The sequence below is a fragment of the Paenibacillus sp. FSL L8-0333 genome, from assembly GCF_037965665.1.
GTDB lineage: Bacteria > Bacillota > Bacilli > Paenibacillales > Paenibacillaceae > Paenibacillus_AQ > Paenibacillus_AQ odorifer.
Map to the genome: position 1 here is coordinate 1,536,361 of NZ_CP150186.1, position 12,948 is coordinate 1,549,308.

General features: G+C 41.9%; 11 protein-coding genes. All 11 read left to right on the forward strand.

The annotated features are described in order from the left end of the window. Positions 1-97 precede the first annotated feature (97 nt). Positions 98-1,399, forward strand: coding sequence for an extracellular solute-binding protein (locus NYE72_RS06775; RefSeq protein WP_036675885.1), 1,302 nt, complete (start codon positions 98-100; stop codon positions 1,397-1,399). Positions 1,400-1,627: 228 nt separating this feature from the next. Then, on the forward strand, positions 1,628-2,440 hold the full coding sequence (locus NYE72_RS06780; protein WP_235219373.1) for a sugar ABC transporter permease: 813 nt from the start codon (positions 1,628-1,630) through the stop codon (positions 2,438-2,440). Beyond that, positions 2,440-3,261, forward strand: coding sequence for a carbohydrate ABC transporter permease (locus NYE72_RS06785; protein ID WP_076141119.1), 822 nt, complete (start codon positions 2,440-2,442; stop codon positions 3,259-3,261). Before NYE72_RS06780 ends, NYE72_RS06785 begins: the two co-directional genes overlap by 1 nt. A 37-nt stretch (positions 3,262-3,298) precedes the next feature. After that, positions 3,299-6,370, forward strand: coding sequence for a glycoside hydrolase family 2 TIM barrel-domain containing protein (locus NYE72_RS06790; protein ID WP_326047417.1), 3,072 nt, complete (start codon positions 3,299-3,301; stop codon positions 6,368-6,370). Between the two features lie 187 nt (positions 6,371-6,557). Further along, complete coding sequence (locus tag NYE72_RS06795) at positions 6,558-7,268, forward strand: lantibiotic protection ABC transporter ATP-binding protein (RefSeq protein WP_326047419.1); 711 nt, start codon at positions 6,558-6,560, stop codon at positions 7,266-7,268. After that, the gene (locus tag NYE72_RS06800) at positions 7,265-8,011 is read left to right on the forward strand and encodes a lantibiotic immunity ABC transporter MutE/EpiE family permease subunit (protein WP_036675878.1); all 747 of its coding nucleotides are present in this window, start codon (positions 7,265-7,267) and stop codon (positions 8,009-8,011) included. The genes NYE72_RS06795 and NYE72_RS06800 overlap by 4 nt, the downstream gene beginning before the upstream one ends. A 2-nt stretch (positions 8,012-8,013) precedes the next feature. Beyond that, on the forward strand, positions 8,014-8,775 hold the full coding sequence (locus NYE72_RS06805) for a lantibiotic immunity ABC transporter MutG family permease subunit (protein WP_038569276.1): 762 nt from the start codon (positions 8,014-8,016) through the stop codon (positions 8,773-8,775). Between the two features lie 15 nt (positions 8,776-8,790). After that, a complete protein-coding gene (locus NYE72_RS06810) occupies positions 8,791-9,450 on the forward strand; it encodes a response regulator transcription factor (protein WP_036675961.1) in 660 nt (219 codons plus the stop codon). Positions 9,451-9,551: 101 nt separating this feature from the next. Continuing rightward, positions 9,552-10,814, forward strand: a complete 1,263-nt coding sequence (locus NYE72_RS06815; RefSeq protein WP_051490884.1) for a HAMP domain-containing sensor histidine kinase — start codon at positions 9,552-9,554, stop codon at positions 10,812-10,814. Between the two features lie 289 nt (positions 10,815-11,103). After that, a complete protein-coding gene (locus NYE72_RS06820) occupies positions 11,104-11,877 on the forward strand; it encodes an SDR family NAD(P)-dependent oxidoreductase (protein ID WP_036675873.1) in 774 nt (257 codons plus the stop codon). Between the two features lie 499 nt (positions 11,878-12,376). Then, positions 12,377-12,736, forward strand: coding sequence for a hypothetical protein (locus NYE72_RS06825; RefSeq protein WP_036675871.1), 360 nt, complete (start codon positions 12,377-12,379; stop codon positions 12,734-12,736). Positions 12,737-12,948 lie beyond the last annotated feature (212 nt).

Here is a 12,948-nt window from a genome sequence, read left to right on the forward strand (position 1 = left end):
CTGCCAAAGAAAGCGAATACAAAATGATAAGATGGAAGCGTAGCAGAGAAAACGCTTCCATCTTTATTATTTTACAGATTATCAAGGGGGTTACGAAGTGAAAAAATTATTATCCGTAATGCTGGCTAGTGTGGTTCTACTTTCGGCATGTTCCTCAGGTGGAACGAAAAACGAAACGAGCAACTCCGGAAGCGAAGGTAGCAGCAAGCCACAAGAGATCACAGTTTGGGCTTGGGACCCAGCGTTTAACATTGCAGCCATGAATGTTGCTAAAGAAGCTTATGCGAAAGTCAATCCAGACGTAACGGTAAACGTCGTTGAGAACGCGCAGGCTGATATCGTGCAAAAGCTGAACACAGGACTGAACTCTGGATCTACGAAGGGTCTTCCTAACATTGTATTGATTGAGGATTACCGTGCGCAAAGCTTTTTGCAAGCGTATCCGGATTCCTTTTATGAATTGACGGATGTTGTAAAAGCTGCTGATTTTGCGGATTACAAAATTGGCCCGACCAGTGTTGACGGCAAGCAATATGGTGTTCCGTTTGATTCTGGTGTAACTGGAATGTATGTACGTACAGACTATCTTGAGCAAGCAGGCTATAGCCTGGATGCACTACAGGATATCGACTGGAAGCAATATATCGAGATCGGTAAGGCTGTAAAAGAAAAAACCGGCAAAAGCATGATCACACTGGATCCCAATGATCTTGGACTTATCCGGGTCATGATTCAATCGGCGGGTGCATGGTATACGGGTGAAGACGGTCAAACTCCGACCATTGCAGACAACGCTGCTTTGAAAGAGGCGCTTGTATTGTACAAAGAAATGATGGATTCCGGCATCGTGAAAGTTAACTCAGACTGGAGTCAATTTGTAGGCGCATTCAATAGTGGTGAAGTGGCTACTGTGCCAACGGGTAACTGGATTACACCTTCAATTAAAGCCGAAGCTTCCCAATCCGGTAAGTGGGCAGTAGCTCCACTTCCTAAGCTGGCAGCCACAGCAGGCTCCGTCCATGCATCCAACCTTGGGGGCAGCTCCTGGTATGTAATGAATGTAGATGGTAAAGAAGCTGCTGCGGAGTTCCTTGCAAAAACATTTGCTTCTGATGCGGAATTGTATCAGACGTTAAATACAAAAGTTGGTGTTATCGGCACTTTAAAAGCTGCGGCAAGCGGAGAAGCTTATTCAGCTGCGGATGAATTTTTCAAAGGTCAAAAGGTCGTATCCGATTTTGCGGCTTGGACCGAACAAATTCCTAACGTCAACTATGGCATGAACACTTACGCAATAGAGGACATTATGGTTGTAGCAGTGCAATCTTATCTTGGTGGAAAAGATGTAGATACTGTTCTGAAGGATGCCCAGAAGCAAGCAGATACCCAAGTTCGCTAATCACACTTAGGCTGTACAATCTAGGCCCTTGCTTCTTCTTCTCCTGTAAATTGGATTTCTACAGAAGGATGGGTAGCAGGGGCTTTCATCTCTAATTTATCAGACAGAAGGGTGTGGAGTGGAGTGGAAACTGTAAAGCCAGGGCTAAGCCCTCAAAGACATAAGAGCATTAAAGGTAAACGGCAAATCCATCTGACAGGCTGGTTATTCGTTCTTGTGCCGGTCATTATGATCAGTATTTTCTATTTTTATCCAATGATTCAAGCTTTAATTCTATCCTTCAAGACAGGCAGAGGCAACAATCTTCAGTTTACCGGCCTTGATAACTATATTCGTCTGTTTAGCGACACCACTTTCCTTACAGCCGTCAAAAACACCTTTATTTACTTGATTATTCAGGTCCCAGTTATGCTGGTACTGGCACTTTTTATCGCTGTGCTGCTGAATGACGAAAGATTGAAATTCAAAGGATTTTTCAGAACGGCCATATTTCTGCCAACGGTAACTTCACTTGTAGCGTACTCCGTTGTTTTCAAGTACATGTTTGGAGCCGAAGGTATCGTCAATAAATTTCTGGTGAATCTGCATCTAATCAGCGAACCGATTCAATGGATTACCGATCCCTTCTGGGCCAAAGTTACTATCATTATCGCTATCACTTGGCGCTTTACTGGCTATAATATGATTTTCTATTTGTCCTCACTGCAAAATGTCGACAAATCAATATATGAGGCTGCTCATATAGATGGAGCGAGTGCATTTACACAATTTTTCAAAATTACAATTCCCCTATTGAAGCCGATTATCTTGTTCACGACGATAACATCGACCATTGGAACACTTCAGTTGTTTGACGAGGTGGTTAACATCACGAAAGGTGGACCCGGCAATGCAACCATGTCGATTTCCCAATATATTTATAACCTTTCCTTTGAATACACACCTAACTTTGGATACGCTGCAACCGTCTCCTATTCGATTGTTGTAATGGTGCTCATTCTGACGCTTATTCAGAACAAACTAGGAGGGGATAAGAGATAATGAAAACCAAACGCATGTTTACTTACGTGTTTCTAATCATCGCTGCGCTGATCTCTATCTTTCCATTTATCTGGATGGTTATAAGCGCCACGAACCAGTCGGTTGATGTAACCAAAGGGACATTGTTGCCGGGTACACATCTAGTGGAAAATATAAACAATCTATTTAGTTCAGTGGATATGTGGCAGGCTCTCTGGAACTCTGCAAAAATCTCTGTGGTGACTACTGTGCTTTCACTGCTAGTAGCATCGGCGGCTGGATATGGTTTTGAAATGTACCGCAGCCGGAGTAAAGATATCGTATTCAATATTTTGCTGGCTTCAATGATGATTCCATTTGCGGCGATTATGGTACCTCTATTTCAAATGTTCGCCAAAGTATCTAGTGTAGTGCCGTTTCTCGGTATCGATACAGCATCGGCAGTCATTCTTCCGACATTTACAACAGCATTCCTAATTTTCTTCTTTCGTCAAAGTACAAAAATGTTTCCTAAGGATATGATGGAGGCTGGGCGCATCGATGGTCTTTCGGAATTTGGCTTGTTCTTCCGCATTTATATGCCAACGATGAAATCAACTTACGCCGCCGCTGCGATTATCACATTTTTAAACAGCTGGAACAATTATCTGTGGCCTTTGATCGTATTGCAATCACCAGAAAATATGACTGTGCCCCTTCTTATCTCGAATCTAGGCTCAGGTTATGCCCCTGACTATGGTCTGATCATGTCAGCGATTGTCATTACGACCTTGCCGACAGCATTAGTGTTTTTCATGATGCAAAAGCAATTTGTAGCTGGGATGACGGGTTCGGTTAAATAAGTTAGCGTTCATGTGAAGAATAGAGGAGGAAGTATAGATGAAGCAGCAGGTTGAACGAAACCTCACTCCAAGTCTGGAATGGTTATCAGACCCGTCCATTTATGCAATAGGCAGAGTGCACGCGCATTCTGACCATCGATATTACCAAACGAAAAATGAAGCCGAAGCGCTTGGAGAAATGCCCTGGCGCCATAGCCTGAACGGCAGCTGGAAATTTAGTTATGCCCAAAATGCCATGGAACGACAGGTTCATTTTTATAAGGAGGACGTGTCTTGCAGAGGCTGGAAGGATATTAAAGTTCCCGGTCATATCCAACTTCAGGGTTATGGGCAGCCTCAGTACGTGAATACGATGTATCCATGGGACGGTCATGAGCATCTTAGACCTCCGATGATCTCTGAGGACCACAATCCTGTAGGCAGCTATGTCAAATATTTTGAAGTTCCTGCGGGCTGGGAGCAACGTCCGGTGTATATATCTTTTCAAGGAGTTGAATCGGCTTTTTATATATGGCTAAACGGGGAGTTTGTTGGCTATAGCGAAGATAGCTTTACACCGAGTGAATTTGATTTAACATCGTACTTGACGGAAGGCGAAAATAAGCTGGCGGTTGAAGTCTATCAGCGCAGCACGGGGAGTTGGTTGGAGGATCAGGACTTCTGGCGTTTTTCGGGAATTTTTCGTGAGGTGTATCTATACACCGTGCCGGATGTTCATGTGCGGGATCTCCACGTTCAAACCGATTTGGATGAAAAGTTTGAGCAAGGAACGCTGACGGCTGTCATGCAATTGATAGGTAAGTCTGCCTCAAAAGTGCTCCTTGAGCTTAAGGATAGAGCAGGTAATCTTGTGGCTAGTACTGAAAGTGAAGTTTCAGGAGATTCCCTTTCGCTTACGCTTGCGGCAACAAAGGTGCAGCTGTGGAGCGCAGAAGCTCCTAATCTGTATACCCTTTACGTATCAGTTTACAACGCATCCGGGGATCTTGTAGAAGTTGTGCCACAAAAAATTGGTTTTCGGAAATTCGAAATGATAGATAAGATTATGCACTTAAACGGCAAACGTATTGTATTTAAAGGCGTTAACCGGCATGAGTTTAATCCGCGCTTTGGACGCAGTATTACAAAAGAAGATATGCTGTGGGACATAAAAACCTTGAAGCAGGCGAACATCAACGCGGTTCGGACCTCGCACTATCCGAATATGACACTGTGGTATGAGTTGTGTGATGAATACGGAGTCTATGTCATTGACGAGATGAATTTAGAGTCGCATGGATCATGGCAGAAAATGGGGGCAGTTGAGCCGTCTTGGAACATCCCCGGCAATAAGCCTGAATGGCAGGATATCGTGATAGATCGTGCGATTTCCATGGTGGAGAGAGACAAAAACCATCCCTCCATTCTAATTTGGTCTTGTGGGAACGAATCTTTTGCAGGAGAAGTAATCCTGAACGTAGCCAATTATTTTCGAGAGAAGGACCCTACTCGGTTGGTTCATTACGAAGGGGTGTTCCATAACCGTGAATATGATGATTCGAGCGATATGGAGAGCCGGATGTATGCGAAAGCAGCAGATATCGAAAGGTATTTAACAGAAGATCCGCTAAAACCATATATTAGCTGTGAATACATGCATGCGATGGGCAATTCCGTCGGGGGGTTGCATAAATACACAGAGCTAGAGCAGAAGTATCCAATGTATCAGGGTGGATTTATCTGGGATTATATGGATCAGGTGATTGTGAAAAATGATCGATACGGTAAGCCCTTCATGGCTTATGGAGGAGACTTCGATGACCGTTCAACCGACTACAACTTCTCCGGTAACGGAATTGTGTACGCGGATCGGAGATGGTCGCCAAAAATGCAGGAAGTGAAATTTCTGTATCAGAACTTCAAGCTGCTCCCGGACAGTCAGGGTTTTACAATCAGAAATGAAAACTTATTTGTGGGCTTGGATGCTTATGAATTACAATACGCTCTGAACTATGAGGGTAGGGTCATCCAGCGTGGAACTGTCTTCGCTCAGGTTAATCCGGGCGAGGAAAAATATGTAGAAGTTGATCTACCCGATATTAAGAATCAGCCTGGCGAGTATAGCTTGGATGTTTCACTTGTCCTGAAGGAAGATTCTTTATGGGCGAATAGCGGTTATGAAATCGCTTTTGGCCAGCATGTTTTTCAAGTGGCAAATACGTCAGCCGAGGAGTCTTTAACAGATGCTAAGATAACATCTGTCGTGAATGATTTTCGCGTGGTTGAAGGAGATGTGAATATTGGCGTACATGGTCGTGACTTCTCCGTAATGTTCTCAAAGCAGGCGGGTACATTAATTTCTGTTAAATATTCAGGGCAGGAAATGATCTCTTCACCGCCGGCACCGCTCTTCTGGAGAGCAATGACAGACAATGACAAGGGGGCGGGAATGCATTTTGACTCTTCCCCTTGGTATGCAGCAAGCTTGACCCGTAGAACGTTAAGCTTCGAGCTCGTGGAGGAGAAGGACCGTGCGACGGTGACTTACGTGTATAAGCTTAGTGTATCAGAGGGAGTACGGGTAAGTGTAACTTACACAGTGTTCTCCGATGGAAGCATAAAGGTGAAATCAAGCTACCATGGAGCAGCGGGTTTACCAAAGCTTCCGCTCTTCGCTTTAAGCTTTAAGGTGCCAGCGGATTATCATCAGCTGAATTGGTATGCAAATGGGCCGGAAGAAAATTATATCGACCGTGCGTGTGGGGCGAGATTGTGTCGCTTCCAGAATCATGCGGTGGATAATGTGTCGTCCTATTTGGTGCCGCAGGAATCGGGCAACCGCACAGGTGTGCGCGAAGTATCCATAATGAATGATTATGGCCAAGGCATTATAATATCTGCATCAGCTGCAGCCCCTGTTGAAGCCAATATCTCGCCTTACTCGGCAATGGAGCTGGAGAATGCGACACATCATTATGAGCTGCCGAACGTTCACTATACCGTTGTTACCATTGCTGGACGTCAAATGGGCGTAGGCGGGGATGACAGCTGGGGAGCTCCAGTTCTTGATGAATATCAAATCAATCCGTCCTTAGATATGGATTTTGAATTTACAATTCGCAGAGCATGATTTTTTTGCAATATTTGAAGTTCATGTATTAGATGATAAATATTCCAGGCTCGGTTCAACGTTAAATTTGAACCGAGCTTTTTTATGCTCGTTATAATCCCGTATAATTTGAGCTCAGTAAAACCTTATAAAGTCCTTAGATTTGCTATATATGATCAACGTATAGCAAATGAGAGGATGATAAAGGATGGGAGAGTATATTTTACAAACTAATAATTTATGCAAGAATTTCAGGGGGCAGCATGCGGTTAACGATATCAGCATAACCGTAAAAACTAATTCGATTTATGGACTGTTAGGCCCAAACGGCGCAGGTAAATCGACGACTCTAAAAATGATAACAGGAATACTTCGAGCGACGTCAGGACAAATTTTATTTGACGGTCATCCATGGACACGTAAGGATTTACTACACATTGGAGCGCTGATTGAGTCCCCGCCACTTTATGGGAATCTGACTGCTGTCCAAAATTTGAGGGTACACACGACAATATTAAACTTACCGGATTCTCGGATTCGGGAAGTTCTTGAAATTGTTGATTTAACAACAACAGGCAAAAAAAGAGCGGGACAATTCTCTATGGGCATGAAGCAACGTCTCGGGATTGCGATCGCCTTGTTAAATCAACCTAGACTCTTGATTCTGGATGAACCGACAAATGGGCTTGACCCGATTGGAATTCAGGAATTACGTAAGCTTATACGCTCATTTCCTGCACAAGGGATTACAGTTATTTTATCGAGTCATATTCTTCATGAGGTGGAGCAAATTGCCGATCATATTGGAATCATTAGTAATGGTGTTCTAGGGTATCAGAATGCAATATTTCCTGGTGATGATTTGGAGAAATTGTTCATGGAAGTCGTGAGTCGGAACAGACAGGAGGTAACCAGATGATCCACTATCTTTTATCCGAAAATATTAAATTCAAACGAACATTTTCGCGAAAATTGATTGTCGTGGTGCCACTGTTTTTTCTTCTATTTTCATTTTTCACACAACAGAACCTGCAAACTGAAGACCACTATTTTATGGAAATGGTCTTTAATTGGTGGCCGCTGTTATTCATGACCATAGGATCTGCTTTGTTGTCTACACTATCGAATAACAAGGATCGTAAGGCTGGAGGATACCGCAGCTTAAGCAGTCACGGAATTAGCATCGTTAAACTTTGGCTCAGTAAAATTATTGTGGTGTCATATTATTTGCTGTTGTCTTCGCTGCTCCTTATTGCAGTAATGTACCTATCTGGTCTTTTGTTTCCTTTGGGTGCAGCACCCTTATCTGAAATTACAACAGCCGCTATGGTTGTTTGGTTGACCTCTTTGGGGATGATTCCAATCTATCTATTCTTAGCTGAACAATTTGGGTCTGTAGTATCTATTCTTGCAGGTCTGTTTGGGATGATTGTGAGTGTACTAGCAGCGGATCAACCTTCATGGATTTATGTTCCGTGGAGTTGGGCTTTAAGGTTAATGTGTCCCATTGTTGGTGTACGTCCAAATGGTGTGGCTCTTTCAGCACAGGATGCTCTAAGAGACTCTTCGGTTATTTTACCTGGAATTGTGGTGTCGCTTGTATTCTTTTTGGTAACCCTCACCTTAACTAGCTGCTGGTTTAGTAGAAGAGAGGTGCGATAGAGATGGTGATACTTCGGCTATTACAAGCTGAATGGTTGATGACTAAGCACACTGCAATTCGTTGGTTGATATTCCTTGTTCCTGTTCTATATCCGATGATGGTACTTTGGTATTTTTCACAGCGTGCGGATCAGTTTCACATCTATGATGGTTATTTTTCATTAATAGCCTTTGGGTTGCCTGTTGGGATAGGATTATTCTCTGCTTTAATGAGTGGTTTAGAGGAGGGGGCAGGGGGATTCTATAATCTATTAAGTGCTCTTTCACGTCCGAAGTGTTATATAAGAAAACTCGGGTTCATAATCTTGGCGATGATATGGATCGTATTCGGTTCAACATCAATTCTAATACTGGGCATGAAACAAATTTTGCATATAGAGCAGATACAATATCTAATATTCTGGCAAGGAGCTTGTTGGGTAGTAGGCACTGCTCTAATCTTAATGATCTTTCATCTCATCTTAAGTTATGCTGGAGGTTTGGGACTTTCTCTAACGGTGGGTAGTGCAGGTACGCTAATTGCAGCCATCGTAGGTGGAACCATTGTAGGAGATAAAGTGTGGTTATACATACCGTGGGCCTGGTCGATGCGGATGATTCAACTTCCCTTGTTTTATGCACAACCCAACGGGTTCATTGAAACGGAAGTATTGAAGCTGCAACTTCTTCATTCCGTACCTGCTATACTTATTAGTACAATGATAATGGCAATGTTAGGCTTGACATGGTTTCATTACTTTCAGGGTAGGAAATCATATGAATAAATAGGAGTGAGGTCACTGGCTAATATTTTAATAATAGATGATGAACCTGATATTTTGGCGCTAGTAAATAATATTCTTAGCAAAGATCACCATAGGGTTACGGTAAAAACAAGTGCACGACATATGCCTTTGAACGAGTACTCGACATTTGATTTAATCCTGTTGGACGTGATGATGCCAGATATCGATGGTTTTGAGCTCTGTACTCAAATCAGGGATATCGTAGACTGTCCGATTCTGTTTCTAACAGCTAAATCAATGGAGACAGATATTATGTTTGGACTTAGTGTAGGGGCAGATGACTATATCGTGAAGCCTTTTCGCGCAGGCGAGTTGAAGGCTCGGGTTAACGCTCATTTGCGGCGTGAGAATCGAGGGAAAAATCATATGTTAAGCGCATCTGGAGTGAAATTCAATCTCTCGGCAAAGGAGATTTCTATTGATAAAGAGAAAATAAATCTCACTAAAAGTGAATATCAGATATGTGAATTTCTTGCTAGAAATAAAGGTCAGGTTTTTTCCAAAGAACAAATTTATGAATCGGTTTATGGCTATGACAGAGAAAGCGATAGCTCAACTATTACAGAACATGTAAAAAATATCCGCAGTAAGCTGAGTGCGAGGGAGGTTTCACCGATTGAAACCGTTTGGGGGATAGGTTACAAATGGGTGTGAAACGAATACGGCTCCGTACAGTCTTCATTCAATATTTATTATCATTAGGTGCGTGTACTCTATTATTGGCATTTCTGTGTTTAGGGGTATTTACTCTCTTAATGCAGTATGGAATGATTGTTCCAGCAAACCATACTGAGCAATCCATTGCAAAGTCTTGGGATGTTTTGCAGCGTGCGCCAGAAATTACGCAAGAAATGATCCCTTGGGGAGCGGAACATGCGGTATTGGATCAGCAAAAGAACTATATTTCAGGAAATATTCCTAAAGAACGCGCTCTAGATATATTGCAGAAGAATCAAAGCAGTTGTAATCTCATGGGTACAAACTGCACCGATGTGATTGAGCGGGAGCATGAGGTTATCGTACTGCAATATGCAATCGTACCGCAGTTCACCTCGAATTTTCTGCATAACACGCTGCCTAATCCGCAATTAACGTTATTGCTGTTTTTTGTAGTTCTGATGTTACTGGAAGTTATTCTGATTTCTGGATTTTTCGCTCGAAGACTGAGTCAAAAAATGGCTTCCTTGCAAGAAGCTGCACATCACATTGAAGCTAAGAATTTGGATTTTACTGTCGTGTATTCTGGGGTCAGTGAAATTGATGAGGTGCTATCATCCCTGGAACAGCTGAGAGAGGAATTGAAAAAGTCGCTAGAACAGCAATGGAATTTGGAACAAATGAAAAAAGAGCAGATTTCTGCGCTTGCCCACGACATTAAGACTCCTCTTACGATTATTCAAGGAAATGCGGATTTGCTGATAGACTCAGATTTAGCGGAGAATCAGCAAGAATATATAGGGTATATTTCCAAAAATGCGGATCAAATCGAACAATACATGGCAACACTTATTGAGATTTCTAATACGAGGAAACAAATTTCTCCCCGCTCTAAATGGGTTAGAACGGAAGCTTTTATCCAGCAAATTCGTACGCAGTTAGATGCGTTGGTTGTCCCTAAGCATCTTCGGATAGAATTCCACCAGGACAATAATCTGCCCCCTGAGGTGTTGATAGACAATGAACTACTTCATCGGGCTGTGATGAATGTACTCGCTAATGCGGTAGAGTATTCCCCGTATGAGAGTGTGATTTATTTGCAGGTTGAGGCAAAACAAGATTGGTGGAGTATAACGGTAGCAGACAGTGGATCAGGATTTACGAGTGAAGGACTCCAATCTGCAGTTAAGCAGTTTTATCGAGGGGACAGTAGCCGTACCTCCAAAAGTCACTATGGATTGGGACTTTATATTGCCGACACCATTGTCAGGCAGCATCAGGGCAGTCTGCATATTAGCAATTCTCCCCTGACGGGTGGAGGTCAAGTTCGAATCGACGTCCCAGTTCGTGGAGTTAGGTAGAGGTTTATTACACCTCTTAGATTAACATTGGATAAAACTTCTAGTTTATCTGATGAAATTCTAAGGGGTGTATTTTTTATGACGATCAAAACCAAATTCTCAATTGTTGGAAAAGTAGATTAAAATATTGATTGCTATATACAATTAAATACAATAAAGTTGTCATATAGAGGATAATTTTGTCGATTTTTCTGCAAAAATGTTCCAATCCACATTGTATCAGGTGACATTAGGGTCTATGAGGTTCAAATCCTCTTCCTGAAAAAGACATAAGAAAGTGGTGCGCATAATGAGTAGCAACAGATTTGAAAACAAAGTAGTTATTATTACGGGTGCTGGTACCGGAATCGGAAAAGCTACAGCATTGAGAGTAGCAAGAGAGGGTGGTACTGTAGTAGTTGCCAATCGATCAGATGCTGGCGCTAACACAGTCGAAGAAATCAAAGCTTTAGGTGGAGAAGCGCTGTTTGTGCGGTCAGACGTTTCAGTTGAAGCAGACTGCAAAAATATCGTAGATCAAACCTTAGCAGCTTATGGAAAGATTGATTGCCTTTATAATAACTCAGCAATTACAGGAGATAATGCGGATGTTACAGAATATGATCCGATATTGTTTCAAAAGGTGATTCAGACAAATCTTAATGGCCAATTCTACATGTTGCATTATGCATTACCACATATGAAATCCGGTGCTTCCGTTCTAAACTGTTCCTCCTTGCATGGTATTTTTATTGGGATGGCAAATGATGCAGCTTATTCAGCAAGTAAACACGCCATTGTGGGCATGACTAAATCGGTTGCTAAAGAAGTGGGTCACCGTAATATCAGAGTAAATGCTATTTGCCCTGGTCCTATCCCTACACCAACCATGAACAGATACGAAAAGCTGTTGTCTGATGATGTAGAGATGCTTCAATCTCTTATCGCTTCTGGAACGGCTTTGGGCAGATATGGTACGCCTGAGGAAGTAGCTGCTTTTGCATGTTTCCTTCTAAGTGATGAGGCTTCATTTATTACAGGTACAGCACATGTGATTGACGGGGGCTACTCCGCAACTAAGTAATTAGTCGGATTAATTTACTTATATAAGCATCTAGTATCGAAGGCTTTGCGGCGTATTCCTGTTCGAAAATCCTGTAGGATGAATGGACTGGAGTTGGAAGGCGCACGCAGAGCCTTTTTTAGTTGTTTCTAAATGATAACGGAATTACACAAGTGTGAATGAAATTAAGGCAAATATAACCATCGATATGTTGGAATTTGTAGAAATTTGTATTTTAATATAAATAAAAAAAGAAATTTGTCGATAATAATATAGGTAATAGGTATGAGTTAAAATATATTAGAAAGGATGTTGCAATAAAACGATACAGGAAATAGATGTCATTAACTATTGATTGTAACGATATGGCATCATTTAAACAAGGCAGTTTGTTCCAAACCCAGTTGCCAAAAGTAGAAGTTACTGAAAAGCCTGGGCAGAAATTTTTTTGTCTGTTGGAGTTACATACATTACTTTCTATTATTAAAAAATAACTATTAAAACTTGGAGGAATACAATTATGTCATACACAATTAAATACAACAAAAGTGAAAACCACATCGATGTAGTATCTATCGATTTTTCTGCTGAGGATGTTCCAGGATACTTGAAAGATTTTGAGAATATCATGAAGCTTGTTAGTCCTAAATTTACGGGTACAACTGATGTAACTGAATCTGCAAGTGTACTTTCTCCTGAAGTTGCAGCAATGTTGGCTCCAACAGGTGAGATGGCGAAAGCAGCTGGTCAAGCAGGATGGGCTTATGTAACTAAAAACCCAATTTGGAAAATGCAATTGAAACGTATTTTTGGCAGAGATTTTGCTGATGCTTACGATACCTATGAAGAAGCTAGAACAGTACTGAAAAAATTGCAATAATCTAATAAATAGAGTTAGCAAAAAGTGCGGAGAGCTTTCTCCGCACTTTTTGTTTTTCTTTGGAAAACTTATGCCTATATAGTGGAGATACTATGGATATGAATAGCCAGTAGAGCAAGCTTGTTTTGTTTGAAGAGGTTTATTCGGCTAGAGTTTAATCCAAAAAGAGTATGCTATAATGATGATAAGAATGCCTACAGGATGGAAGGTGA

Coding starts and splice junctions, on each gene's coding strand:
- NYE72_RS06800 (WP_036675878.1), top strand. CDS start 7,265: ATGATCCACTATCTTTTATCCGAAAATATTAAATTCAAACGAACATTT.
- NYE72_RS06825 (WP_036675871.1), top strand. CDS start 12,377: ATGTCATACACAATTAAATACAACAAAAGTGAAAACCACATCGATGTA.
- NYE72_RS06820 (WP_036675873.1), top strand. CDS start 11,104: ATGAGTAGCAACAGATTTGAAAACAAAGTAGTTATTATTACGGGTGCT.
- NYE72_RS06795 (WP_326047419.1), top strand. CDS start 6,558: ATGGGAGAGTATATTTTACAAACTAATAATTTATGCAAGAATTTCAGG.
- NYE72_RS06815 (WP_051490884.1), top strand. CDS start 9,552: ATGCAGTATGGAATGATTGTTCCAGCAAACCATACTGAGCAATCCATT.
- NYE72_RS06780 (WP_235219373.1), top strand. CDS start 1,628: ATGATCAGTATTTTCTATTTTTATCCAATGATTCAAGCTTTAATTCTA.
- NYE72_RS06785 (WP_076141119.1), top strand. CDS start 2,440: ATGAAAACCAAACGCATGTTTACTTACGTGTTTCTAATCATCGCTGCG.
- NYE72_RS06790 (WP_326047417.1), top strand. CDS start 3,299: ATGAAGCAGCAGGTTGAACGAAACCTCACTCCAAGTCTGGAATGGTTA.
- NYE72_RS06805 (WP_038569276.1), top strand. CDS start 8,014: ATGGTGATACTTCGGCTATTACAAGCTGAATGGTTGATGACTAAGCAC.